Below are 25,036 nucleotides of genomic sequence, written 5' to 3'. Positions count from 1 at the left end.
CATGTTGCGCCTCGAATTTCATGCAGGTTATGGGGTGTGGGGCTATGAGCGCGAGCCAACTCGAGACAGTGATCAATGCGGCCTGGGATGACCGGGACAATGTCGGTCTGGAAACCAGGGGCGAGATCCGCGAGGCGGTGGAACAGGCGCTGGCCGGTCTCGACGGCGGCACCATCCGGACTGCCGAGCCTCTCGGCGACCACAAATGGCAGGTCAACGAGTGGGCGAAGAAGGCGGTGCTGCTGTCCTTCCGCCTGAACGATATGGACATCATCCCGGGGGGTCCGGTCGATGGCGATCTCGGCCCGTCCGTCTGGTGGGACAAGGTGCCGTCCAAGTTCGCCGGCTGGGGCGCCAACCATTTTCGGTCCGCCGGTTTCCGAGCTGTGCCGAATTGCGTCGTCCGCCGTTCCGCCTTCATCGCCAAGGGCGTCGTGCTGATGCCGAGCTTTGTCAATCTCGGTGCCTATGTGGACGAGGGCTCCATGGTCGATACCTGGGCCACGGTCGGCTCCTGCGCGCAGATCGGCAAGAACGTGCATCTGTCCGGCGGCGTCGGAATCGGCGGTGTGCTGGAGCCGTTGCAGGCTTCCCCGGTGATCATCGAGGACAATTGCTTCATCGGTGCCCGCTCCGAGGTTGTCGAGGGCGTGGTTGTCGAGGAAGGTTCCGTGCTCTCCATGGGTGTCTTCCTCTCCGCCACCACCAAGATCATTGATCGCAGCACCGGCGAGATCTTCATCGGCCGGGTGCCTGCCTATTCCGTCGTGGTGCCGGGCTCCCTGCCGGGCAAGCCGCTGCCGGACGGCACGCCGGGTCCGAGCCTGTCCTGTGCCGTGATCGTCAAGCGCGTCGATGCCCAGACCCGCTCCAAGACCTCGATCAACGACCTGCTGCGGGATTGATGTGACCACACAGATCGATCCGGTCCGGCTGACCCGGGACCTTGTCCGCTGTGAGAGCGTGACGCCCGTTGAAGGCGGTGCGCTTGCCCTGCTTGAAAGGGAACTGACGGCGCAGGGTTTCACCTGCCGGCGCCTGACCTTCTCGGAAGAGGGCACGCCGGATGTCGATAACCTCTATGCCCGGATCGGCACCGGTGCGCCGAACATCTGCTTCGCCGGACACACCGATGTGGTGCCGCCGGGCGATGCGGCGGACTGGGTTGCCCCGCCCTTTTCCGGCGAGATCCGGGACGGCCGTCTTTATGGCCGCGGCAGCTCCGACATGAAGTCCGGCGTTGCCTGCTTCGCGGCGGCGGCGGCCCGTTATGTCGGCAAGCACGGGGCTGATTTCGGCGGCTCGATCTCTTTCCTGATCACCGGTGACGAGGAAGGCCCGGCGATCAACGGCACCGTGAAGGTGCTGGACTGGATGGCCGCGGAAGGCGAGAGCATCGATGCCTGCATCGTCGGCGAGCCGACCAATCCGGAATTCCTCGGCCAGATGATGAAGATCGGCCGGCGCGGCAGTTTCACCGGCTATCTGACGGTGCACGGGACGCAAGGCCATACCGCCTATCCGCATCTGGCGGACAATCCGATCCATCGTCTGGTGAAGATGCTGGAGCCGCTGACCGAAGGCGTGCTGGACGAGGGCACGGAGCATTTCCAGCCGACCACGGTGGCCATCGCCACGGTCGATACCGGCAATCCGGCAACCAACGTGATCCCGGCCAAGACCAACGCCACTTTCAATGTCCGTTTCAACGATCTGCACACGGCGGAGAGCCTCGAGGCGCATTTCCGGGCGATGTTCGATGCGGTCGGCGGGCGCTACGATCTCCGCATCGAATGCACCTCGAACGCCTTCGTCACCGAGCCCGGCCCGCTCAGCGATGCGGTGGCGGCGGCGGTGAAGCAGGTCACCGGCAAGCAGCCGGAACTGAGCACGTCGGGCGGTACCTCCGATGCGCGTTTCATCCGCAAGTTCTGCCCAGTGGTCGAGTTCGGTATTGTCGGCCAGACCATGCACAAGACGGACGAGCATGTGATGGTTTCGGATATCGAGGCGCTGACAGTGATCTACGAGACGGCGCTGGAAAACTATTTCGCCGCGGCGAGGGCCTGAGCCGGATGGCCCTGCCCGGCGCCTCGGAAGTCTTCCGCGCGGTCTATGGCTGCTGGTGCCTGGCGCTCGGCCGGCCCGGGGCCATCGATCTTTTCGACCGCAGCGATGCCGGGTTTTTCCGTTCCTTTTTCGCGGCGGTCCTGGTGCTGCCGGCCTTTATCCTCTCGGATGTCGCGAATGGCGCGGCCGGGTGGATGGATGGCGGCCCCCTGGCCTGGATCAGCTACGTCCTGCGCTACGGGATCTACTGGCTGGTCTTCCCCGTGGCAGCCTGTGTGATGGCGGAGAAAATCGGCGTGCTCGACCGCATTCTCGACTTCCTGGTGCCGTTGAACTGGATCACGCTGCCGTTCGGATATCTCTTCTGTTTTCTCTATGTCGTCGGCGCCGGCGACGGGCCGCTCGCGGATCTCTCCAGCAGTCTGAGCGTGTTCGCCTGGATCGGCATGCTGTTCCTGATGTTCCGCTGGGCCCGTCAGCTGCTCGGCGTTTCTCCGCTGATGGCTGTCGGTTTCGTGCTGGCGGACGAACTGTTCTCGACGCTGACCTATCTGCTGCTCGAAAGCATCGCTGCGGGCAGCTGACCGCTCAATATCCGACCGACACCAGATAGAGCCCGTCCGGCGGTGCGGTCGGCCCGCCCGCGGCCCGATCCCTCGCCGCCAGCGCCTGCTCGACATCCCTGCGGGTCCATTTTCCCTCGCCGACCAGCTTCAAGGTGCCGGTGATGTTGCGGACCTGGTGGTGCAGGAAGGAGCGGGCATGGGTGTTCAGATGGATTTCCTCGCCGACCCGGCTCACCGTCAGCCCGTCCAGGGTCTTTTCCGCCGACCGCGCCTGACAATGCTTGGCCCGGAAGGTGGTGAAGTCGTGCTTGCCGATCAGGGTCTGTGCCGCATCGTGCATGGCGGCGGCGTCGAGTTCCTGCGGGACATGCCAGACCCGGCCGCGATCCAGGGCCGCAGGGCCCGGCCGGTTCAGGATGCGATAGAGATAGGACCGGTTCCTGGCGGAAAAGCGGGCATGAAAGTCCGGCGCGGCCTCCATCGCATGGCGGATGACGATGGGCGCGGGTCTCAGGTGAAAATTGATCGCCTTCATCGCCTTGTCGGCATCGAAGCGTTCCGTTTCCAGGGCAAAGTGAGCGACCTGCGCCAGGGCGTGCACGCCGGTGTCGGTGCGGCCGGCGCCGACCACTTCGACAGTCTCGCCGGTAAAGGCGGTGATGGCGTCTTCCAGCGCCTGCTGGATCGACGGTGCGTTGGCCTGACGCTGCCAGCCGCAGAAATCGCCGCCGGCATATTCGATGATGATCCTGAAGCGCGGCATCGGATCAGCCGAGCCGCGTGCCGGGCGTCAGCCCGTCATAGCCGCGCAACAGGTCGGCGGCATCCATCGGCGCCTTGCCCGGGCGCTGCAGCCGGGTGATGCGCAGGGCGTCCTGCGCGCAGGAGATTGTCAGCTCCCCGTCCAACACCGTGCCGGGATCGTTGCCGAGGGCGCCGAGCCGCAGGATCTCGGCGGCAAAGACCTTGAAACGCGCGCCGTCATGCTCGAACCATGCGCCGGGCCAGGGGGCGAGGGCACGGATGGTACGCTCCAGCGTGGCGGCGTCCTGGGTGAAATCGAGATGGCCGGTCTCCCGGCTGAGCTTCTCGGCGTAGGTCACCCCGTCATCCGGCTGCGGCGTTGCCTCGAGATATCCTTCCGCCAATCCGGCCAGGGCCGGGATGATCAGCTTGGCGCCGAGGATTGAGAGCGCGTCGTGCAGGGTCTCGCCGGTGGTCTCCGGCGTGATCTCCACGCGTTCGGCCAGCAGCATGGCGCCAGTATCGAGGCCCTCGTCCATGGCCATGATGGTGACGCCGGTTTCGGTATCGCCGGCGAGGATCGCCCGCTGGATCGGCGCCGCGCCGCGCCAGCGCGGCAGCAGGGAGGCATGGACATTGACGCAGCCGAGGCGCGGCGTATCGAGGATCGCTTTCGGCAGGATCAGGCCATAGGCCACCACCACGGCGGCATCGAGATCGAGGGCCGCGAAGCGCCGGTGCTCTTCTTCATCCTTGAGGGACAGGGGCGTGAAGACGGGGATGCCATGCGTCTCGGCCGCGACATGCACGGCTGACTTGCGCTCCTTCTTGCCGCGGCCGGCGGGGCGGGGCGGCTGGCTGTAGACCGCGACAACCCGGTGCCCGGCAGCGATCAGCGCCTCCAGGACGGGCACGGAAAAGTCCGGCGTGCCCATGAAGGCGAGCCGGAGCGGCGTGCCTGCGGCGGAATGCGGGGCGGACCCGGTCATGGCTTATCCGTTCTGAGGCGGGGGAGGCCGGCTCACGCCGCCTCGTCTTCTTCGCGCTGTTTCTTCGCCTTGATCATCTTCTTCAGGATCATGTTCCGCTTCAGGGCGGAGATATGATCGACGAACAGCACGCCGTTCAGATGATCGATCTCGTGCTGCAGGCAGGTCGCCAGCAGCCCGTCGACATCCATCCGCTGTTCGGCGCCGGTTTCGTCCAGGAACTGGACCGTCACCTGGGACGGGCGGGTGACCTCTGCATAGTGGCCGGGCAGGGAGAGGCAGCCTTCCTCGTAGGTGTTCAGCTCCTCGGAAGACCAGACGATCTCGGGATTGATCACCTTGAGCGGCCGGTTTTCCTCGTCGTCGCGCGAGATATCCACCACCAGCAGCCGCTTGGTCAGGCCGATCTGCGGCGCCGCCAGCCCGATGCCGGGCGCGGCATACATGGTCTCCAGCATGTCGTCGAGGGTCTGGCGGATATCGCCGTCAATCTCCGTCACGGGAGTGCAATTGGTTTTCAGGACCCGGTCGGGTGCCCAAACGATGTCACGCGTGCTCATGCGAAATATGTCAAATCTGTTGCTAGCCGCCACTGAGGTAGGGGATCGGCCCACGGAGGTCAAGCATTGCGGGCCGTCCGGAACCCCCATATTCGGGGGATGGACGTGGTAGAATGATGATTCGCCGAGGGGGCGTATGAGACCGGTTGGAATGAAGGTGCCGAGATGGATGGACTGACGCTTGTTCTGGTGGCTGTGGCTGTGGGGGCCGTGGCGCTGGCTGCGATCGCACTGCTGAAGGGCCGGGGCACCGATCCGTTGCTCGCGGCGGCGCTGGAGGAGGCGGCCCGGCGCCAGGCGGAGCAGGCGGAACGCGCGGCGGCGGCGCAGGCCGAACTCGCTGGGCGGGTAACGCAGCTTTCCGAGAACCATGCGGCGGCCCAGGCACGGATCGCCGAGCTGATGCAGGTGCAGGAACGCGAGGTGACCAAGCGGCTCGACGAGCGGCTGGCAGATGTCTCGAAGAGGGTTGGCGAGAGCCTGGAGAAATCCAGCACCAAGGCGCAGACCAGTCTTTCGGAATTGCAGCAGCGCCTCGCCATCATCGACACGGCGCAGAAGAACATCACCGAGCTGTCGACCCAGGTGGTCGGCCTGCAGGATATCCTGTCCAACAAGCAGGCGCGCGGGGCCTTCGGGGAAATCCAGCTGAACGATCTGGTCAGCTCGATCCTGCCGCCGAACGCCTACCGGTTCCAGGTGCAGATTGGCGAGAACCGCCGGGTCGATTGCATGATCGACCTGCCGAACCCGCCGGGCTCCATCGCCATCGACGCGAAGTTCCCGCTGGAGAGCTATCACGCGCTGAGCCGGGCGACGAGCGATGCCGAGCGGGAGGCCGCGCGCAAGCAGATGGCCGTGGCGATCCTGAAACATGTGAAGGACATCTCGTCGCGCTACATCGTGCCGGGCGAGACGGCGGAATCCGCGCTGATGTTCCTGCCGTCGGAAGCGATCTATGCCGAGCTGCACGCGAACCTGCCGAACGTTGTCGAGCAATCCTGGAAGGAGCGGGTCTGGATCGTCTCCCCGACCACGCTGATGGCGACGCTGAACACGGTCCGGGCCGTCCTGAAGGACGCGCGCATGCGCGAGCAGGCGCATGTCATCCAGGCAGAGGTCCGGATCATGCTGAACGATGTCGGACGGCTGGACGACCGGGTGGGCAAGCTGGAAACCCATTTCCACCAGGCAGAGAAAGACATCCGCGACATCCGGATCTCGACCGGGAAGGTGATAAAGCGCGGGGAGCGGATCGAGGAGATAGAGCTCGGCACGCTGGAGAACTCCGGCGACGCGGCGGAAGATCTTCTGGGTAAGGTCGACGCTCTGCCGTTCGAGAGGAACTGATGGGGCCGGGTGCTCTGAAAAACCGGTCGGTGGATCTGCCGATCCTGACGGAGCGTCTTTGTCTGCGAGCCTATAGGGAAGACGATCTGGAGAATCTTTTCCGGCTTCGCTCCAATCCCGACGTGGTGGAATTACTCTATGGCGAGCCGATGACCCGGGAAGAGGCACCGGCTGCCCTTGCCCGTCATATGACAGCCCCGCAGTTCGATGCGGATGGCGACGAGATAAAGCTGGCGGTGGAACGAAAGTCGGACGGTGCCTTTTTGGGGAACCTGAAATTACAGATCCTCAGTGTCGCGTATTTGCAGGGCGAGATCGGCTATGTTTTCGATCCTCGATATCATGGCAAGGGCTATGCCCGGGAAGCCGCGACGGCGGCGCTTGATCTCGGCTTCCGGCATTTCGGGATGCATCGGATCAGCGCGCATTGTGATGTCCGCAATACGGCGTCCTGGCGGCTGATGCAGAAACTCGGGATGCGGCGGGAAGCCCATTTCCGCGAGAGCGAATTCTTCAAGGGGGCTTGGGCCGAGGATTTCATCTACGCCATTCTGGCGCGGGAATGGGACGGTGCACCGGAGACTGAATAGCAAGGAAGTTCAGGCAGGGGCCTGAAACCGCTCCTCCGGAATCACCGCTATGACCGTCAGTTCCACCAGCAGCCCCGGATCCACCAGGCCTGCGATCTTGACGCCGGTTGTGGCGGGGCCGTGCGCTTTCGAGAAGCGGCGCATGCGGACATTCTGTATCGCCGGGAGGTCTTCATCCCGAACGTAGTAAAGTGTGGTCGCGATGATGTCCGAAAGCCGTCCGCCGAGGGACGCCAGAATGATCTCGATATTATCGATCGCGACGCCTGTCTGGATTTCCGGATCGCCCGGACCGACAATCGCGCCATCCGCATTCCATGCCACCTGTCCGGTCAGATGGACCCGTCGCCCGAGCGGCTCGGCCACCGCCTGAGAGAAGGGGAAATCGTCATCGGACCAGACGTCTGGCGGTGAAATGCGGATGGGGCCGGTCATCGGCGATTAATTATCAGATCTGACCTTGTTGAGGAAAGTCGTGACCTCCCTGTCAAGGGATTGAGCCTGCCCGGCGACACTCTTGGCGGCGCTGAGGACCTGGTCTGCGGCGGTTCCTGCGTCTCCGGCGACCGTCATCATGCCGTTCATGGTGGCGCTGACCTGGCTGGTACTCTGGGCGGCCTCCGAGGTGCTGCGGGCAATCTCGTCCGTGGACGCGCCCTGCTCCTCGACGGCGCTGGATACCGCCATCATCTTCTCGGTCATGTCGCCGATCAGATTGCCGATCTCCCGGATCGCATCCACCGCCTGATTGGTGTTCAGCTGCACCGCGTCGATCTGGGCCGAGATCTCCTCCGTCGCCTTCGCCGTCTGCGTCGCCAGGTTCTTCACCTCCGAGGCGACCACGGCAAAGCCCTTGCCGGCATCGCCGGCCCGGGCTGCCTCGATGGTGGCATTCAGGGCCAGGAGGTTGGTCTGCTCGGCGATGTCGGTGATCAGCTTCACCACCTCGCCGATCTTCTGCGACTCCTCGTCCAGACTGGTGACGATCCGGTCCGTGTCCTGGGCCTTGTCGGCGGCCATCTGGGCGACGCGGGAGGTCTCGGAGATATTGGTGCTGATCTCCTGCACAGAGGCGGACAGCTCTTCGGCGGCCGCGGCCACGGTGTTGACGTTGTTCGAGGTGGTCTCGGCAACGGTCAGCACGCCGGAGGCTTCCATCTTCACCTGCTCGGAGGAGGTCACCATGCCTTCCGAGCTCTTCTCCATCTCCCGGGCGGACAGGCCGACCTGGTCGACGATGGCCTTGACCGACTGCTCGAAGGTGTCGGCCAGGTTCAGCATGGCCTGGCGGCGTTCGGTGGCGGAGCGGGCCTCGGCCTGCTGCTGCTCCGCGCGCAGCCGTTCCACCTCGCGGCCATTGTCGCGGAAGATCTCCACCGTCCGGGCCATGGTGGTGATCTCGTCTCCGCCGGACGTGTCCACGTCCGTCTCCAGGTTGCCGTCCGCGATCACTCCCATCGTGTCCGCCAGACCGGTGATCCGCCGCACCACCTGGCGCGACACCAGAAGCCAGCCGATCAGAAGGCCTGCAAGAACGCTGATGCCGACCGCGGCGAACAGGAGAGTCTGACTGTCCTTGATCACCGCGAACGCATTGTCCCTGCTTTCGGCGGCGGATTTCTCGGCATTGGCCACAAGATTCTGGACCGAGCTTTCAATCGATTCTGAAGTGGTCCGGCTCTGATCCAGCGTCGCCAAGGCTGTCGCGTCCAGTTCCAGCTTGGCCCGGCGCAGCGCGAAGACGCTGTCGTCGCCGGTACCAAAGGCGACGATGCTGGCGGCGAGTTCCGGGATCCTGTCGTTGTCGACCCGCTCCTTGAAGACGCCGATGGCGGTTTCCACAGCGCCTCTGGCCGCTTCGAAGCGGCCGGACAGAACATTGAGCGCGGAATTGTCCGGCGCACTGGCGGCCGAGTTCAGCAGGCCGGCGACAAGGTTGGCTTCGGCGGCCAACTGCAGCATCGACTGCAGCCGTGCGACGTCGCCATTGATCAGATCCGTAATGGTGTTCTTGATGTTCGCATTCAGATCCTCGCCGCCGAGGGCGAGATTGAAGGTGGCGTCATCAATGACCGGTTCGACCATGGTCTTGAACGCAGCCTCGATTTCCGCCAGTTCGGCGTCGAGCGCTGTGCGCTTGTCTTTCAGCGTCAGGGTCTGCTGGAAGGTCAGGGATTGATTGTAATCCAGCTCCATATAGCGGATCCGGAAGGTCGAGTCCTCGCCTTCGCCGAGCGCGATCAGCTTTTCCGCGTAGGCTTTCAGGGCTGCGGCTTCCTCTGTGTCGGGAAGTAATTTCGTATGCTCTCGCACTGCGGCCCGGATCGCCTCGAATTCCGCCTCGAGCGGCTGGATCGCCTCGAGTTCGGTATTTGCCGTGGTTCTGATCATCAAGGCCAGGAGCTCGCGCAGGCTCTGTCCGACGCGAAGGCCCGCCTGCAGAGCGTTTACTTCGCCTTCGAGCAGGGACTTTATCAGTTTGGCCGAGCTGTCGATGGTGTCCTCGCTGGTGATCACAAGGCTGAAGTTGGCGTCATCGACGAGCGGTGAAAGATCCTTCAGGAACTCCTGGTGCGCCTGGAGCATCGTCGAGACCTTCTGGTTGATCGACGCCTCAAGCCGGGATTTGTCATTCATCGTCGCATCGAGGCTTCCAATGCCGTTGCGGAAGGACGCGATCATGCCGAATCCGTCGCCTTTTTGATCTTCCGTCAAGGACGGGTGATTCTTGACCTGGGATTCGAGGCGCGTGAGGAGTTCGGCGATTTCCGCTGTCTTCGACACCCGTTCTTCTTCAGTCCGGGCCGAGACGATTTCCGGGGCCTTGGCCGCGACACCGGCGCTGACTGCGGCCATTTCCAGTGAGGTCTTGATCGCCGGCAGGGCTTCGCCGGCAAAACGGTCCATTGCCCGTTTCAGGTCGCCAAAGGCCCAGATGGAAACGCAGACTGCGAGAACGGTAATTACGACCATGCTGCCGATGGCGAAGTAGAGCTTGCCGCCTACGCCCAGACCGGTTCGCTTTTGCTTCGCCGGCGCGCCGCTTTCCGGTTCCATGTTTTCCATGGGTTCATTCACTGACGACATTTGCCCCTCCTCATGTCCCTCTTGTTTTTTTGAACAGGAAGCGGGGTGATCCCGCTTCCTGTTCCGATATTTTACTTGCTGAGTTTATCGACCGACTTGAAAGAACCGTCCGGCTGAACAACGCTCAGGAACACGTCGCCCATTCCCTGATTGTCCCCGGCGCCATATTCGAGTTTGGCGCCGCCGAGGTCGAATGTCCCGGTGCTGTAGACTGCATTGAGGAAATTCTCGCGGGTCAGGTCCTTGCCCGCCTTCTCCAGCGCCATCACCGTGAGCCGGCCGACCATGTAGCCTTCGAGCGAGACAAAGCCCGGCTCAAGTGCGGCATCATAGGCTTTCAGGTCTTCGGTGTATTTCGCCACGAGCGGAATGCTGGCATCCCAAGGGAACGGGACCACCTGGCTGATCACCACGCCCGCACCCTGGTCGCCGAGCTCCGCCGCCAGCGCCTTCGATCCGACAAAGGAAATGGTGACAAACACGGGATCCATTTTCAGCTTCTTGGCAAGCTTGATGAATTCCGCCAGTGGCTTGTAGGCGCCGACCATCACGACGGCCTCCGGCTCGGCCTTGCGGATAGCCAGAAGAGCGGTTTTGACGGCGGTTGTGTTGCGCTGGTATGTGCCTTCCGCGACCAGTGTCATGCCGCGCTTTTCAAGTGCCTTGTTGACACCGGAAAGACCGACACGGCCGAAACCGTCATCCTGGTAGAGAATGGCGATCTTCTTGATCCCGAGATCATCCGTGAGGTGCTTGATCCAGGTCTCGGTTTCCTGGTCGTAGGTGGCCCGGACGTTGATGACGTTCGCATTCTTCGGATCGCGAAGGAAACCGGCGCCGGTGAAAGGCCCGACAAACGGGACATTGGCTTCAGTCGCGATCGGCTGCGTGGCCCGCGAGGTCGGTGTGCCGACTGCGCCGATGATGGAGAACACCTTGTCCTCGTTGATCAGTTTCTTGGTGTTCTCAATGGCGCGATCAGGCTCGTAGCCGTCGTCATACTTGATGATTTCCAAGGTCCGGCCATGGACGCCGCCAGCCTTGTTCGCCGCCGCGAAGGCGGCCATCAGACCTTGATTCATGCCGGTGCCGAGGGCCCCGGCAGGACCATCGAGCGCGGCAGACTGACCGAATATGATCTTGTCACCGGAGACGCCTGGCGTTTCTGCCTGCGCAGGGGCAACCAAGAGACCGGCGATCAGAAGCGAAGTTATGGTGCTGTTCTTGAGTAACTGCATGGGGCGTGTCCTCTTCTGTAATTTCCCACACGCAGTATCGTTCTCCGGAAATTAACAAATTCCCAAACAGCATTAATGTTTATCAAGAAAAAGAACAATAAAAAATATGGCTACTTAATCCATAAAAATAATACAGCATATAAATGACGAATATAATGCGGCGACAAAGAAGGGTCGTAGAAAAATTATTTGGTTAAATTGTTGACCCTTGTTTCCTCTAATGGTGCGAGTGGGCGTTGATTCGATTTCAATTGCGCTCATCAGTCCAGGTGTCTGCGGAATGAATGCGCGAGCGCCGGGGAGTGATGTTGCAGAAATGACGACAGAGAATTCATCAGAGCAAAGCCTGAAGCGTGCTTACGGATATCCCTATCCGGCGCCGGGCCACGACTATCTGTTCAGGGTAGGCCGGGTTGAAATGCTTCCGGAGAATGCGGATCTCGGGAACCGGCAGCCGGTCATCGCTGTCGGCTCAAACCGGGCACCGGAACAGCTGGAAAGAAAATTCGGTGCCGAAAGTGATGGCGCGATCCCGGTTACCTGGGCCTGGATGCACGGTTATGACGTGGTCTATTGCGCGCACCTGGCCGGGTACGGATCGGTTCCGGCGACGCTGCATGGCAGTCCAGGAACCGAGGTCAGGGTGGCGGTCACCTGGCTGACGGAGGCGCAGCTTGAGCGAATGCACGAAACCGAGAGCGTTGGTGCCAGCTATGTCTACGGCACATTCGATCTGGACGCGATCGATCTCGGCGCCGGTCGTCCGGCGCTCCGGGCCGGCTGCTATATCACCAAGCGCGGTGCGCTTGTGCTGGATGGCGAGCCTGTCGCTCTGGCCGAGATAGAAGCCCGGAACCGGCGATTCAAGAGCCTGCCCCAAGCGGCAAAACTGGCGTTGCTGCATGGCCGGTTCGGCGATCATCCGGAGGAGGCCGCCTGGATTTTGTCTCTGCTGGGCGATGTGAATGCGCCGCGTCGTGCGCACCTGGCCGAGCGGCTCTCAGAAACCACGGCTGCGTTCGACGACCCGCGTTTTAGGCTGATCCTGGGATAGCGGTTCCGGTCAGGCGCCAGACCGTGGTCTGGCGCAGCTCCGAATCCTCTATTTCCAGTGACACCGGAACATCGTAGCGCGCGCAGAACGCGATGCCGCCGGTCGGACGGTAGGTCCGGCCGGGATCGCCGAGCAGCACCAGCGCGCCGGCATCCGCGTGCCGCTGCAGCCATTTCTGCATGCGATCCGACATGGCGCGCTCGTAGCAGATATCGCCGGCAAGCACGGTGTCGTAGAGCGGCCCGCCATCTTCCGCCATGGTCGGTTCGTCGAGCATGTCCCGGCCGGAAACGGTCAGGCCGGCTTCCAGCCCGTTGGTCTGCGCATTGAGGGCGATTGCGATCGCGGCCACGGGATCGGTGTCATTGGAGATGACGGTCGCCGCCGATGCCCAGAGCGCGGCCAGACCGACCATGCCGGACCCGGCACCAACATCGAGCACGCGCTTGCCGGCGACGAGAGGTGCGTTATCGATGACATAGCGGGCCACCGCCTGCCCGCCGGCCCAGGCAAAGGCCCAGTAGGGGGGCGGCAGGCCGTTCTGCTCCAGTTCCGTCTCGGTCGCCTGCCAGAGCGGCGTGGCTTCCGTGGCCAGATGCAGACTGAGTTCCGGGACCAGCGGCGGAGAGATGATTTCGGTGTTGCGGCGGATGAAGTCCGCAGAAATCAGCTTCGGGCTGCCGGGTATCATCCGGCCAGGATCGCCGCGGTAACGATCCAGCCGAAGATCCGGTTCGATCTGAATTTCGCAAGGCAATCCTTGGGATCATCGATATCGATGCGGATGATCTGCCAGAGCAGCTGCCCGCCGGCAGCGGCGAGGACCAGATAGAATGGCCAGCCAAGCCCGATCAGCCAGCCGCTTGCCGCGATTCCGGCCAGGGTCAGCGGATAGACGGCCCAGAGAAACGGCACGGTCCGCGCGCCAAGGGCGAGGGCGGAGGATTTCACGCCGATCAGGATGTCGTCATCCTTGTCCTGATGGGCATAGATCGTGTCGTATCCGAGGGTCCAGACGATGCCCGCGCAATAAAGCACGCTGTTGGCGAGGCCGACGTTGCCAGTAACCGCCGCCCAGCCCATCAGAGCCCCCCAATTGAAGGTCAGACCGAGCACGAATTGCGGCCAGTAGGTGATGCGCTTGAACAGCGGGTAGGTGACAACAAGCACAAGCACCAGAACGCCGAGCATCCAGCAGGTTTTGTTCAGTTGCAGCAGGATCAGCAGCCCGGCGCCGAGTTGCAGGGCGAGGAAGGCGAGGGCCTGGCGGACGGTAAGGTCGCCGTTTGCGATCGGCCGTTCCACGGTGCGCGCGACCTGGCTGTCGAAATCCCGATCCCAGAGATCGTTGATGGTGCAGCCGGCTCCCCGCATGATCACGGCACCGATGCTGAACAGGATATACAGCCAGAGCAGATCGAGCACAGTGAGGGCCTGCCCGGTAGCCTGCCAGCCGAGGGCAAGTCCCCACCAACAAGGCAGCAATAACAACCAGGTACCGATCGGCCGATCCAGCCGCATCAGTCTCGCATAGGGGCGTGCGCTCGGGGGCAGAAGCCGGTCCACCCAGTCGTTGCGTGCAATATCGCTTGCGGTCATGGTGGCTTCTGCATAAACCGGGCGGCACTCCGGAGCAAGGACCGGACGGCGGCAGACAATGTCGCCCAGAACGCGAGGCCGGATGAGCGAGAAGATCGAGACCCGTCTGTTTGTGACTGCCGACCTTGCCGCGAGCGGGACGGTCGGACTTGAGACCGGTCAGACGCATTATCTGAAAAACGTCCTGCGTCTGGCGCCCGGCGCGCATGTCGCCCTGTTCAACGGCCGAGACGGCGAGTGGACCGCGCGCATTGACAATATAGGCAAGAGCGCGACCTCTCTGTCTCTCATCGCACAGCGCCGCCCGCAGCGCGCGGAGCCGGATATCTGGCTGGTTTTCGCACCGATCAAACGCGCCCGGATTGATTTTACCGCCCAGAAAGCGACCGAGCTTGGCGCTTCGGTGCTCTGGCCGACCCTCACCAAACATACGCAGGTCGAGCGGGTGAATACCGACCGGCTGCTGGCCAACGCGACGGAGGCGGCCGAGCAAACAGCCCGGCTCAGCGTCCCGGAAATCCGCGAGCCGGTGCGCTTCGACGCGCTGCTGGAAGCATGGCCGCAGGACCGGCCGCTGATCGTCTGTGATGAGACAGGTGCCGGAACGCCGGTTGCGAGTGTGTTTTCCAACCCGCCTTTCAAGGGGGGAACCCCTTGTGGATTGCTGATAGGTCCAGAAGGGGGTTTTGCCGATCATGAACTTGACCGGCTCCGGCAAAGTTCCTTTGTTACATCGGTAAGTCTAGGACCGCGGTTGCTGCGTTCCGACACGGCGGCGCTTGCAGCGCTCGCCTGTTGGCAGGCGGTGGCGGGGGATTGGACCATGGAATGTCCTGACGGACTTGATCTCTAAACCCGAACTCGTGCCAAGCGGCACACAGAGTCGTTTGATCCCACCGGAGGAAACATGTCCCGTCCCCCAGGCTCCCAAGGCGAGCCCATCGCCAGCAAGGCGCAGCTCGTAGAGGATCTCGAATCCGGCTGCACGCCGCGCGCCGACTGGCGCATCGGCACGGAGCACGAGAAGTTCCCGTTCCGCCTCAGTGACCACAAGCGTCTGCCCTATTTTGGCGAGGACGGCATTGGCGCCATCCTGAATGGGTTGGTCGACAAGTTCGGCTGGGAGCCCATTCACGAAGACGGGAATGTAGTCGCGCTGACCCAGGATGGCTGTGCCATCACGCTGGAGCCGGGCGGACAGTTCGAGCTGTCCGGCGCGCCGCTCGAGACCCTGCACCAGACCTGCGACGAGGTGCATACGCATCTGGCGCAGATCAAGGAGGTCAATGCGGGGCTCGGCGTCGGCATGCTCGGGGCGGGTTTCGATCCGGTCTCGACGCGCGCCGATATCGAGTTCATGCCCAAGGGCCGCTACGTCATCATGAGCGCCCACATGGAGAAGGTCGGCACCCTCGGCCTCGACATGATGAAGCGGACCTGCACCGTGCAGGGAAACTACGATTTCGAGAGCGAAGCGGACATGGTGCAGAAATTCCGCATCAGTGTCGCCCTGCAGCCGGTGGCCACGGCCCTGTTCGCCAATTCACCCTTCACGGAAGGCAAGCCGAACGGCTTCAAGAGCTACCGGTCTCATGTCTGGACCGACACGGATCCGGAGCGTTGCGGCATGCTGCCCTTCGTCTTCGAGGACGGCTTCGGGTTCGAGCGCTATGTCGATTACATGCTCGATGTGCCGATGTATTTTCTCTACCGGGATGGCGATTACCAGAACGTCGCGGGCAAGAGTTTCCGTGATTTCATGGCGGGCAAACTCGAGGGCTACGAGGGTCAGACCGCCTTTATGGGCGACTGGACCGATCACATGACAACCAGCTTCCCGGAAGTCCGGCTGAAGAAATATATCGAGATGCGTGGTGCCGATACCGGCCCGTGGCGGAATATCTGCGCACTGCCGGCGCTCTGGACCGGCATCCTCTATGACAGCGATTCCCAGCAGGCGGCGGCCGACATGATTGCCGACTGGACTGTCGAGGAAATGTCGGCGTTGCGCGATGGCGTGCCGAAGCATGGTTTGCAGACCCCGTTCCGGGACGGCACCGTGCAGGATCTCGCCAAGCGGATGATCGAGATTTCCCGGCACGGCCTGAAGCGCCGGGCCTATACCGATGCGGCAGGCAATGACGAAAGCGGTTTCCTGAACTGGCTGCAGGATGTTGCCGAGTCCGGCAAGACCTCGGCGGATCGTCTGCTTGAGCTTTATCATGGTGAGTGGAACGGATCGGTCGACCCGATTTTCGAGTTCCAGCGCTACTGATCCCGGCAGGTCCGGGAGGCGCGGCCTGCATCTACGGGCCGCGGCCCTGGAGGGAATGTCATGATCGGCCTGACGGATGACAGCGGAGCGATCCGGCGGGGTATTGTCCTGATGATCGCGGGGATCTTCGTGGTTTCCGTGATGGATGCCCTGATCAAATGGCTCACGGCTTCCTATCCGAGCATCCAGATCGTGATGCTGCGCTCGGCCTTCGGGTTGATACCGCTGTTTGTGATCGTCTGCCTGCAAGGCGGTATCGCTGCCCTGCGCACGGCGCGGCCAGGGGCACAATTGCTGCGTTCGGCTTTCGGCTCTGGTGCCATGGTCGGGTTTTTCTATGCGCTGTCCGTCCTCGGTCTGGCCGAGACGGTGACCCTTGCATTCTCCTCGCCGCTCTTTGTCACGCTTCTTTCCGTTCCCGTTCTTGGGGAGCGCGTGGGGGTTCGACGGCTGGCGGCGGTGATGGTCGGTTTTATCGGCGTCGTGATTGTTGTCAGACCGGGCGCGGAGATCTTCAAGCTTGATTCCCTGATCCCCATTGCGGCCTCGTTCTGCTTCGCGATGACCATGTTGCTGGCCCGCCGGTTGTCCAAGACGGAGACCAGCGTGTCGATGACGTTCTATACGACCCTCGCCGGTCTCGTGGTCGGGGCGACGGGCGTGCTCTGGGCTTCCGGAACGCCGTCCGGCTGGATACCCCCTCAGCCCGCCGACTGGGCTTTGTTTCTGCTGTTGGGGTTGCTTGGCGGTGTGGGGCAATATCTCGTGACGTCTTCGTTCCGGCACGCGGAAGCGGTTGTCGTCGCACCATTCGAATATACCGCGCTGATCTGGGCCACGCTGTTCGGACTCGCGATCTGGGGCGAGGTCCCGGACGGAGCAACACTGCTTGGTGGCGCCATTGTCATTGGCGCGGGCCTCTATATCGGCTATCGCGAAACCCGCCTCGGCAAGAAGACAGAAGGCCCCGGCGCGATGCCGGAGCCTTCTCCATAAGCCAAAGCCAGGCCTCGTTGGACTAGACTTTGATCTTGCTCAGGAAACCGTCGATCTCGGATCGCAGGCGGCCTGTATCCCGGGTCAGCTTTTCCGTCCCGGCGAGCATGAGCCGGGCCGCTTCTCCGCTGCGCGTGCTTTCATCATTGAGGATACTCATGCCTTGAGAGGCATTGTTGCTGCGCTCGCTTGCCATGGCCACCTGGTTTGAAATCTCGTTCGTCGCGGCGACCTGTTCCTCGATGGCCGCGGCAATGCCGGCCGAGATTTCATCCACCTTCGCCACGGTATCGACAATGATCGAGATCGCCTTTACCGCCTGATTGGATTCCTGCTGGATCGCATTGATCTGGGCAGAAATCGTCTCGGTCGCTTCGGCGGTCTGGGAGGCCAGGTTCTTCACTTCGGTGGCAACCACGGCAAAGCCTTTGCCCGCTTCGCCGGCCCGCGCCGCCTCGATGGTGGCGTTCAGCGCCAGAAGGTTGGTCTGTTCGGCAATATCTGTGATCAGCTTCAGGAACTCGGAGATCTTCTCGATCGCCTTTGCCAGCCCGGAAACCGTTTCGTTGGTCTGGTTTGCCTGGTCGACGGCCTGTCGTGTGACAGTGCTGGATTCCGCAACCCGCTGGCCTATTTCCGAAAAGGAGTTGGCCAGCTCGCCCGCAACCTCGGATGCCATGCGCACATTGTCGGCGGCTGACGCGGTGTTCTCGTTCGCGGTCTGCGATTGCGTGATCAGGGACATCGCGACCGTGTTCATGTTCCCCGCATTCTCGCTCAGTTCCGACGTGGTGCCCGAGACCGTCATGGCAATCGACCCGACCGACTGAGAGAAGGAATCGGCAAGGTCCGTCATCTCCTGCGCCTTCCGTGTTGCCATCAGCTGGTCCTGCTCCATCCGCTCCTGGCTCAGGCGCTCGGCTTCCGCTTTCGCGGCTTCCGCTTCGCGCACGGCGGCATCGGACGTTCTGAAGGCCTTGGCGATGGTGATGGCCAGCCAGCCGACAATCACAGCCTCGACCACGACGATCACCGCATGAATAAGAACCCGGCCGAAATCGGCCCCGTCCGGGAAGATGGCTGCCGGGAATGTGAAGTTCAGACCGATATGGTGAACGGCAACCGCGGCCGTCGCGGCGACGACTGCCCGGATATCGCAGAGTGTTGTCAGGATCGCCAGGCAGGCGAAATAGTACATGTGAACATCGATTTGCCAGGCATGGCCCTCGAACTGGAAGACGACCAGCGACACCATGACCATGATTCCAACGGCCAGAAGCATACGCGTCGACGCAGAGTGCGGCGCCTTCCAGGCTGCGATGCCGCAGAGTGTGGCGGTCGCAAGGGCGCCGATTGCCGGGGCGATCAAATGGTTTCCGAGCAGCAGCCCGAAGGCCAGAATCAGCAGAACGTGGAAAACGATGAAAAAGGCCATGAACTTGACGGCCCGTGCGCGAATAAGTTCGAGCGCATTCATTATCAGGACTCCTTTTGGAATAATCGCCGCGCTTCGCCAGTCAGACCGACGCAGCCGAACAGCCCGGCAGGAGCGACCACGGCCCATGCTCCGGCATTTTTCAGTTGTTGAGCGACGTCCGGAGATTCCAGTCTTACGAGCGCGACAGACTGGATGCCGCCGTGACGCAGCATCCGACCGCCGGCGGCGGAGACCGCGCCGAGGATTTCCGATTTGTCGAGCCATGGCGGGAACACGGCCGCTACAGCCGCGCCCGGACCTACCGGGGCGGCCAGCATCAAGCCCGCCACGAACAATGTGCTGCACAGCAACAATGTTGCCGCAGCCAGAGCATCACGCAAAACCCAAGCTCCCGTGCATCTCTTGCTCCTGTCTGGAACAATTCCACTCAAGAAGCCCAGTCATAAGCGGGATAGGCTAAGTTTTGATTAATTATATCCTGTAACCGGCAGGTCTGTTCCTACATGGCGGTGCCGCCAATGGTGACACCGGTCATCTTCAGGGTCGGCTGGCCGACGCCGACGGGAACGCCCTGTCCGCTCTTGCCGCAGGTGCCGATACCCTCGTCAAGCGCCAGGTCGTTGCCGATCATGGTGATCCGGCCCATGGCGTCCGGGCCGTTGCCGATCAGGGTGGCGCCTTTCACCGGGGCGCCGAGCTTGCCGTTTTCGATGAGATAGGCCTCGCTGGCAGAGAACACGAACTTGCCGGACGTGATGTCCACCTGGCCGCCGGCGAAATTGACCGCGTAGAGGCCGTTCTTGACGGAGGCGAGGATCTCGCCCGGATCCTTGTCGCCGGCTTCCATGAAGGTATTGGTCATGCGCGGCATCGGGGCGTGTGCAAAGCTCTGGCGGCGGCCGTTGCCGGTCGGCTCCATGCCCATCAGCCGGGCGTTCTGGCGATCCTGCATGTAGCCGACAAGAATGCCGTCCTCGATCAGCACGTTGCGGCGGCTGCGGGTGCCCTCATCATCGATGCTGATGGAGCCGCGGCGATCATGCATGGTGCCGTCGTCGACCACAGTCACGCCCTTGGCGGCAACCTGCTGGCCCATCATGCCGGAGAAGGTCGAGGTCTTCTTGCGGTTGAAGTCGCCTTCGAGGCCATGTCCGACGGCCTCGTGCAGCATGACGCCGGGCCAGCCGCTGCCGAGAACGACTTCCATCTCGCCCGCGGGCGCGGCCACGGAGGCGAGGTTCACCTCGGCGATGCGGAAGGCCTCGTCGACCTGGGCCTGCCAGTTCTCCGCAGTCATGAACTGATCATAGGTGACACGGCCGCCGGCCCCGGAACTGCCCGTTTCCATGCGGTCGCCATCTGCCAGAACAACGGAAACATTGAGCCGGACCAGCGGGCGGATATCGGCGACGCGATAGCCGCCGGCACGCAGGATCTGGACGGCCTGCCAGGAGCCGGCCAGCGAGGCGCTCACCTGTTTGACGCGCGGATCCTTGGCCCGGGCATAGGCATCGATTTCCTTCAACAGATCGACCTTGTCGCCGAAAGCAGTCAGGGCCAGTGGATTGGCGTCTGTATAGAGGGTTGCGTTGCTGGCGGCCGGCGGTGCGGCGAGCGTGCCGCCATAGCCATTGCTGACGGCCGAAACGGTTTCAGCAGCGCGTCTAATGGCATCCTCTGAGAGATCGGAGGCATGGGCGTAGCCGTGTGCTTCGCCGGCGATGGCCCGCAGGCCGAAGCCCTGGGTCGAGTCGAAAGACGCGGTCTTCAGCCGGCCGTCGTCAAAGGCAAGACTTTCGCTCTGCCGGTATTCAAGGAACAGCTCCCCGTCATCGGCGCCATGCAGTGCGTCGTCGACAACACGCCCGACCCGCGCCAGGTCCAGCCCCCCGCGCTGGAAGAAGATTTCGTCGGTCTTGCTGAGATCGCCCATAGCGTCCGCTCCTGCTTGGCCCGTCCAAATACCGGGCCGCCCGTGTGTCCGTTACCTATCCGATACCATATGGGCCCGGCTGGGACAAAGTCACGCCGCCGGAAACGTGTCGCGCCAAGTGGTTAATCAGCGGGGCGCAGGCGCGTCACTTCGTCGCGGATCGTCAACATCGCGATCAGGATTCGTCGAATTATCTTCACGCAATGAGTCGGAAAGTGTATTTCGATACCCTTGTGAAGGGCCGAGCCTGTCGCTAGAAACGGCCCCGCGTACGAATAATCTTGGAGAGAGCGGACATCATGAGGCTTTTCAACCGGGCAATCTCCGGCCTCGCGCATTTCGCGGCGCTGCCTTTTTTGTTGATCGCCGGGCTGGCACTGCCGGCCGGCGCCCAGGAAATCCGCCAGCCAGAGCCTTATCAGCTGGGCCTGCAGGATCCGGTTTCGCCTGTCGGCGTCCAGATTGGCGAATTCCACGACTTTCTGCTGTGGGTGATTTTCGCGACAGGCATCTTCGTCTTCCTGCTGCTTGTCTATGTGTGCGTCCGGTATCGCGCCTCCGCGAACCCGAACCCGTCCCGCACCTCACACAACACTCTTATTGAGATCCTGTGGACCGCCGTTCCAGTGATCATACTGGTGGTGATCGCGGTTCCGTCATTCAAGACCCTCTACTATCTCGACCGGGCGGTTGACCCGGACATGACCATCAAAGTCATCGGGAACCAGTGGTACTGGACCTATGAGTATCCGGACGAAGAGGTCGGTTTTGACAGTTATCTTCTCGAAGGCGAGGATTTGGCAAAGGTGAACGGCATCCGTCTGCTTGATGTCGATAATCCCCTGGTCGTCCCGACCGGCAAGAAGATCCAGGTGCTGGTCACCAGCAACGACGTCTTCCATTCGTTCTTTGTCCCGTCAGCGGTCGTCCACATTTATGCCGTCGGCGGCCGGACCAACGAGACCTGGATGCAGTTCGACAAGGAAGGCACGTTCTACGGCCAGTGCAACCAGATCTGCGGTGCCCGCCACGCCTACATGCCGATCGTCGTGAAGGCGGTCTCTGAAGAGGCGTACAAAGAATGGCTCGATGAGGCCAAAGAACGTTTTGCATTGAGCAGCGACGCGCCGGTCCGCGTTGCGCTCGGCACTAACTAATAACCACGCTATTGGGAGAGACCGATATGAGTGCCGCTCACGCTCACGCTGATGATCATGGGGCGCCGACGGGTATCCGGCGCTGGTTGTATTCGACCAACCACAAAGACATCGGCACGATGTATCTGATCTTTGCGGTGATCGCCGGATTGATCGGCGGGGCCATGTCCATCTACATGCGGATGGAACTGCAGGACCCCGGCATCCAGTACATGGAAGATGGCCATGTCTGGAATGTGTTTACCACTGCGCACGGCCTGATCATGGTGTTCTTCGTGGTCATGCCCGCCCTGATCGGCGGTTTCGGCAACTGGATCGTGCCGCTGATGATCGGCGCGCCTGACATGGCCTTCCCGCGGATGAACAACATCAGCTTTTGGCTGCTGGTTCCGGCCTTCCTGCTGCTTTTCCTGTCGGTCTTTGCCGATGGCGGCGCAGGCGTCGGCTGGACGATCTATCCGCCATTGTCGAGCAAGCTCGGAACACCGGGTCCGTCCATGGACATGGCGATCCTGTCGCTGCACCTCGCCGGTGCCTCCTCGATCCTCGGTGCCAGTAACTTCATCACCACGATCTTCAACATGCGCGCGCCGGGCATGACGCTGCACAAGATGCCGCTGTTCGTCTGGGCCATGCTGATCACCGCGTTCCTGCTGCTGCTGGCGCTGCCGGTCCTGGCGGGCGCGATCACCATGCTGCTGACGGACCGGAATTTCGGCACCGCCTTCTTCGAACCGTCCGGCGGCGGCGATCCGATCCTGTTCCTGCATCTGTTCTGGTTCTTCGGGCATCCCGAGGTCTACATCATGATCCTGCCGGCCTTCGGGATCGTCAGTCATGTGGTGTCGACCTTCTCCCGCAAGCCGGTCTTCGGCTATCTCGGCATGGCCTATGCGATGGTTTCCATCGGTTTCGTCGGCTTCATCGTCTGGGCGCACCACATGTATACGGTGGGGCTGGATGTTGACACGAGAGCCTACTTTACCGCGGCGACCATGGTAATCGCGGTGCCGACGGGCGTGAAGATCTTCTCCTGGGTCGCGACCATGTGGGGGGGCTCGATCTCTTTCCGCGTTCCCATGCTGTGGGCGATCGGCTTCATCTTCCTGTTCACGGTCGGTGGTGTGACCGGCGTCGTGCTGGCCAATGCCGGCGTCGACGTGGTGCTGCACAACACCTATTACGTCATCGCGCATTTCCACTACGTGCTGTCGCTCGGCGCCGTGTTCGGCATCTTCTGCGGGTTCTACTACTGGTTCCCAAAAATGACCGGCTACCACTACAGCGGCATGCTGGCCCGGGTGCATTTCTGGCTGATGTTTGTCGGCGCCAACGTGACCTTCTTCCCGATGCATTTCCTCGGGCTAGCAGGCATGCCGCGCCGCTACATCGATTACCCGGATGCCCTGCACGGCTGGAACGTGGTGGCCTCCTACGGCTCTTACATGGGCGGTCTGGCGACCATCATCTTCCTGATTGTGGTGATCGAGGCCTTCATCGTGAAGCGCAAAGCGGAAGCCAACCCGTGGGGCGAAAGCGCGGACACTCTCGAGTGGACCGTGTCTTCCCCGCCGCCGTTCCACACCTTTGACGAGCTGCCGCGGATCAAGTGATCCGCGGCGCCTCGGCGTCGTCGTTCTAAAGACGGACCGGAGCAAGAAAGGTTCCCTTGCGTGTCTGATACGTCCATCGAAATGAAAGCGGCGGCACCCACCGCCGCTTCCGCGTCTGAAGCGATGCGCGTCTACGTGTCGCTGCTGAAGCCGCGCGTGATGTCGCTGGTCGTCTTCACCGGATTCGTCGGCCTGTACCTGGCCCCCGGTGATCTCAATCCGGGGCTGGCGGCAATCGCGGTACTGTGTATCGCGATCGGTGCCGGTGCCTCCGGCGCGATCAACATGTGGTACGACCGCGATATCGATGCGGTGATGAGCCGGACCCGTGGCCGTCCGATCCCGACCGGCAAGGTCGGCGCGGACGAGGCGCTGGCCTTCGGTGTCATCCTGTCCGGCATGTCGGTCATGATCATGGGCTTGGCGACGAACTGGGTCGCGGCGGTGCTTCTGGCCGGGACAATCTCCTTCTATGTCTTCGTCTACACCATGTGGCTGAAGCGGCGGACGCCGCAGAACATCGTGATCGGCGGCGCCTCCGGCGCCCTGCCACCGGTGATCGGCTGGGCCGCGGTGACCGGTGACGTTACCGCCCTGCCGCTGGTGATGTTCCTGATGATATTCATGTGGACCCCGCCGCATTTCTGGGCGCTGTCCCTGTACCGCGCCGGCGATTACGCCGCAGCGGGCGTACCGATGCTGCCGGTTGTCTCCGGACGGCCTGAGACCCGGAAGCAGATCCTGATCTACAGCCTGTTGCTGGTACCGGTCACGCTGCTGCCGGTCGCCTTCGAGAGCATCGGTCTGCTGACCTACGGCCTGCCGGCAGCGGCATTCGGACTGGTTTTCCTGCTGTCGGCCTGGCGGGTTTTCCGGGATGACAGTGAAAAGAATTGCCGGCGCCTGTTCGGCTATTCGATCCTGTATCTGTTTCTGCTCTTCACACTGCTGATCATCGATCAGGCGACCGGGATATGAGCACCATGAGCGAAGAGAAAAAGCCGCAGACCCGTAAAGAGCTCTATACCCGCAAGCGCGGCAAGAACCTCGCGCTTCTGGCCTGTATCGCGACGGCAGCCATCCTGTTCTACGTCATCACCATCCTGAGGATGGGGAGCTAGGTCATGCAGACGTCTCACCGGCAGCAGCGCAGCAACACGCGCACCGCCCTGGTCCTGGCCGGTGTGGTTGTCTGTATGGTTGGCGTCTCGTTCGCTTCGGTGCCGCTCTACGACCTGTTCTGCCGGGTTACCGGCTTCGGTGGCACGACACAGATTGCCGACCAGGAATCGACGGAGATTCTCGGGCGCAAGGTGACGGTCCGGTTCGATGCCAGTGTACAGCCGGATCTCAACTGGCGCTTCAAGCCCGCGCAGAAAGCCATCGAGACGCGGATCGGCGAAACGCAGCTGGCCTTCTACGAAGCGGTCAATATGGGTGACGAGCCCGTGGTTGCGACGGCGGTGTTCAACGTGACGCCAGACAAGGCCGGGCTCTATTTCGACAAGATCGACTGTTTCTGCTTTACCGAACAGATCCTGCAACCGGGTGAACGGGTCGATATGCCGGTCTCGTTCTATCTCGACCCGGAGATGGACAAGGACGTGAAGATGGACGGGCTGACGACGATCACGCTGTCCTACACATTCTACAAGGCCCAGGATCAATCCGCGGCGAGGGCCGCCCGAGACCAGGCGCATGCCGGGACTCGCGGCGTCGCGGATATCAAGGGATAATTGAGGAGAGGAAGGCGCGACAAGCGCCGGACTGAAGGGGA

The 25,036-nt window shown here is 62.4% G+C and carries 25 protein-coding genes; 14 read left to right on the top strand and 11 right to left on the bottom strand.

The genetic code is table 11. From position 1 onward, the window contains the following. Positions 1-44 precede the first annotated feature (44 nt). From dapD to RH950_RS04470, 3 genes are read left to right on the top strand one after another with little or no spacing between them, the layout of a single operon-like run. On the top strand, positions 45-905 hold the full coding sequence (gene dapD / locus RH950_RS04480; protein WP_350054118.1) for a 2,3,4,5-tetrahydropyridine-2,6-dicarboxylate N-succinyltransferase: 861 nt from the start codon (positions 45-47) through the stop codon (positions 903-905). A gap of 1 nt (position 906) precedes the next feature. Next, the gene (dapE, locus tag RH950_RS04475) at positions 907-2,070 is read left to right on the top strand and encodes a succinyl-diaminopimelate desuccinylase (RefSeq protein WP_350054116.1); all 1,164 of its coding nucleotides are present in this window, start codon (positions 907-909) and stop codon (positions 2,068-2,070) included. A 5-nt stretch (positions 2,071-2,075) separates the two neighbouring features. After that, entirely contained in the window at positions 2,076-2,654 is a 579-nt protein-coding gene (locus RH950_RS04470) for a hypothetical protein (RefSeq protein ID WP_350054114.1), read from the top strand. Between the two features lie 4 nt (positions 2,655-2,658). Here RH950_RS04470 and truA read toward each other — a convergent pair whose 3' ends face one another. Genes truA through def form a run of 3 tightly spaced genes read right to left on the bottom strand, consistent with a single transcriptional unit; the run spans position 2,659 to position 4,929 of the window. Further along, positions 2,659-3,399, bottom strand: coding sequence for a tRNA pseudouridine(38-40) synthase TruA (gene truA / locus RH950_RS04465; protein ID WP_350054112.1), 741 nt, complete (start codon positions 3,397-3,399; stop codon positions 2,659-2,661). Between the two features lie 4 nt (positions 3,400-3,403). Further along, positions 3,404-4,369 (bottom strand): methionyl-tRNA formyltransferase, encoded by a 966-nt coding sequence (gene fmt / locus RH950_RS04460; protein WP_350054110.1) that lies wholly within the window; start codon positions 4,367-4,369, stop codon positions 3,404-3,406. 32 nt (positions 4,370-4,401) lie between these two features. Then, positions 4,402-4,929, bottom strand: a complete 528-nt coding sequence (def, locus tag RH950_RS04455) for a peptide deformylase (protein WP_350054108.1) — start codon at positions 4,927-4,929, stop codon at positions 4,402-4,404. Positions 4,930-5,094: 165 nt separating this feature from the next. Here def and RH950_RS04450 point away from each other — a divergent pair, with 165 nt between their 5' ends. Together RH950_RS04450 and RH950_RS04445 are read left to right on the top strand one after the other, a co-directional pair. Beyond that, the gene (locus tag RH950_RS04450) at positions 5,095-6,279 is read left to right on the top strand and encodes a DNA recombination protein RmuC (protein WP_350054106.1); all 1,185 of its coding nucleotides are present in this window, start codon (positions 5,095-5,097) and stop codon (positions 6,277-6,279) included. Further along, positions 6,279-6,869 (top strand): GNAT family N-acetyltransferase, encoded by a 591-nt coding sequence (locus tag RH950_RS04445; protein WP_350054104.1) that lies wholly within the window; start codon positions 6,279-6,281, stop codon positions 6,867-6,869. Before RH950_RS04450 ends, RH950_RS04445 begins: the two co-directional genes overlap by 1 nt. A 9-nt stretch (positions 6,870-6,878) precedes the next feature. On the opposite strand, the gene RH950_RS04440 is transcribed toward RH950_RS04445, so the two are convergent. The 3 genes from RH950_RS04440 to RH950_RS04430 all read right to left on the bottom strand — a co-directional run bounded on the left by RH950_RS04440 (position 6,879) and on the right by RH950_RS04430 (position 11,194). Beyond that, positions 6,879-7,304 (bottom strand): RidA family protein, encoded by a 426-nt coding sequence (locus RH950_RS04440; RefSeq protein ID WP_350054102.1) that lies wholly within the window; start codon positions 7,302-7,304, stop codon positions 6,879-6,881. 6 nt (positions 7,305-7,310) lie between these two features. After that, entirely contained in the window at positions 7,311-9,956 is a 2,646-nt protein-coding gene (locus RH950_RS04435) for a methyl-accepting chemotaxis protein (protein WP_350054100.1), read from the bottom strand. 71 nt (positions 9,957-10,027) lie between these two features. Next, entirely contained in the window at positions 10,028-11,194 is a 1,167-nt protein-coding gene (locus RH950_RS04430) for an ABC transporter substrate-binding protein (protein ID WP_350054098.1), read from the bottom strand. Between the two features lie 316 nt (positions 11,195-11,510). Here RH950_RS04430 and RH950_RS04425 point away from each other — a divergent pair, with 316 nt between their 5' ends. After that, positions 11,511-12,248, top strand: a complete 738-nt coding sequence (locus tag RH950_RS04425; protein WP_350054096.1) for a hypothetical protein — start codon at positions 11,511-11,513, stop codon at positions 12,246-12,248. Here RH950_RS04425 and RH950_RS04420 read toward each other — a convergent pair. Both RH950_RS04420 and ubiA read right to left on the bottom strand, forming a co-directional pair. Beyond that, entirely contained in the window at positions 12,229-12,939 is a 711-nt protein-coding gene (locus tag RH950_RS04420) for a class I SAM-dependent methyltransferase (protein ID WP_350054094.1), read from the bottom strand. The genes RH950_RS04425 and RH950_RS04420 overlap by 20 nt on opposite strands. Next, positions 12,936-13,847 (bottom strand): 4-hydroxybenzoate octaprenyltransferase, encoded by a 912-nt coding sequence (ubiA, locus tag RH950_RS04415; RefSeq protein ID WP_350054092.1) that lies wholly within the window; start codon positions 13,845-13,847, stop codon positions 12,936-12,938. Before ubiA ends, RH950_RS04420 begins: the two co-directional genes overlap by 4 nt. Positions 13,848-13,929: 82 nt before the next feature. Between ubiA and RH950_RS04410 the strand changes: the two genes are divergently transcribed. From RH950_RS04410 to RH950_RS04400, 3 genes are read left to right on the top strand one after another with little or no spacing between them, the layout of a single operon-like run. Beyond that, the gene (locus RH950_RS04410) at positions 13,930-14,700 is read left to right on the top strand and encodes a 16S rRNA (uracil(1498)-N(3))-methyltransferase (RefSeq protein ID WP_350054090.1); all 771 of its coding nucleotides are present in this window, start codon (positions 13,930-13,932) and stop codon (positions 14,698-14,700) included. Positions 14,701-14,754: 54 nt separating this feature from the next. After that, positions 14,755-16,122 (top strand): glutamate--cysteine ligase, encoded by a 1,368-nt coding sequence (locus RH950_RS04405; protein WP_350054088.1) that lies wholly within the window; start codon positions 14,755-14,757, stop codon positions 16,120-16,122. Between the two features lie 60 nt (positions 16,123-16,182). After that, positions 16,183-17,118: a DMT family transporter gene (locus RH950_RS04400; RefSeq protein WP_350054086.1), complete on the top strand. Its 936-nt coding sequence runs from the start codon at positions 16,183-16,185 to the stop codon at positions 17,116-17,118. Between the two features lie 22 nt (positions 17,119-17,140). Here the strand turns inward: RH950_RS04400 and RH950_RS04395 are convergent, their stop codons facing one another. The 3 genes from RH950_RS04395 to tldD all read right to left on the bottom strand — a co-directional run bounded on the left by RH950_RS04395 (position 17,141) and on the right by tldD (position 20,489). After that, entirely contained in the window at positions 17,141-18,595 is a 1,455-nt protein-coding gene (locus RH950_RS04395) for a methyl-accepting chemotaxis protein (protein ID WP_350054084.1), read from the bottom strand. A 2-nt stretch (positions 18,596-18,597) separates the two neighbouring features. Continuing rightward, the gene (locus RH950_RS04390) at positions 18,598-18,936 is read right to left on the bottom strand and encodes a hypothetical protein (protein ID WP_350054082.1); all 339 of its coding nucleotides are present in this window, start codon (positions 18,934-18,936) and stop codon (positions 18,598-18,600) included. Between the two features lie 119 nt (positions 18,937-19,055). Further along, the gene (gene tldD, locus RH950_RS04385) at positions 19,056-20,489 is read right to left on the bottom strand and encodes a metalloprotease TldD (protein WP_350054080.1); all 1,434 of its coding nucleotides are present in this window, start codon (positions 20,487-20,489) and stop codon (positions 19,056-19,058) included. 299 nt (positions 20,490-20,788) lie between these two features. On the opposite strand from tldD, the gene coxB reads away from it, so the two are divergent. Genes coxB through RH950_RS04360 form a run of 5 tightly spaced genes read left to right on the top strand, consistent with a single transcriptional unit; the run spans position 20,789 to position 24,995 of the window. Then, positions 20,789-21,646 (top strand): cytochrome c oxidase subunit II, encoded by an 858-nt coding sequence (gene coxB, locus RH950_RS04380; protein ID WP_350054078.1) that lies wholly within the window; start codon positions 20,789-20,791, stop codon positions 21,644-21,646. A 26-nt stretch (positions 21,647-21,672) separates the two neighbouring features. Continuing rightward, on the top strand, positions 21,673-23,259 hold the full coding sequence (gene ctaD, locus RH950_RS04375) for a cytochrome c oxidase subunit I (protein ID WP_350054076.1): 1,587 nt from the start codon (positions 21,673-21,675) through the stop codon (positions 23,257-23,259). 60 nt (positions 23,260-23,319) lie between these two features. Next, positions 23,320-24,237 carry a heme o synthase gene (locus RH950_RS04370; RefSeq protein WP_502889706.1) on the top strand — a complete coding sequence of 306 codons (918 nt, stop codon included), beginning with the start codon at positions 23,320-23,322 and terminating at the stop codon, positions 24,235-24,237. A 5-nt stretch (positions 24,238-24,242) separates the two neighbouring features. Next, positions 24,243-24,380, top strand: a complete 138-nt coding sequence (locus tag RH950_RS04365) for a cytochrome c oxidase system small membrane protein (RefSeq protein WP_350054074.1) — start codon at positions 24,243-24,245, stop codon at positions 24,378-24,380. A gap of 3 nt (positions 24,381-24,383) precedes the next feature. Then, entirely contained in the window at positions 24,384-24,995 is a 612-nt protein-coding gene (locus RH950_RS04360) for a cytochrome c oxidase assembly protein (RefSeq protein ID WP_350054072.1), read from the top strand. The last annotated feature ends 41 nt before the right edge of the window (positions 24,996-25,036 follow it).

Origin of the sequence: Nisaea sp., assembly GCF_040217065.1 — a bacterium.
In the GTDB taxonomy this organism is placed as follows: domain Bacteria; phylum Pseudomonadota; class Alphaproteobacteria; order Thalassobaculales; family Thalassobaculaceae; genus Nisaea.
This window is presented reverse-complemented; position numbering and strand designations above follow the sequence as displayed.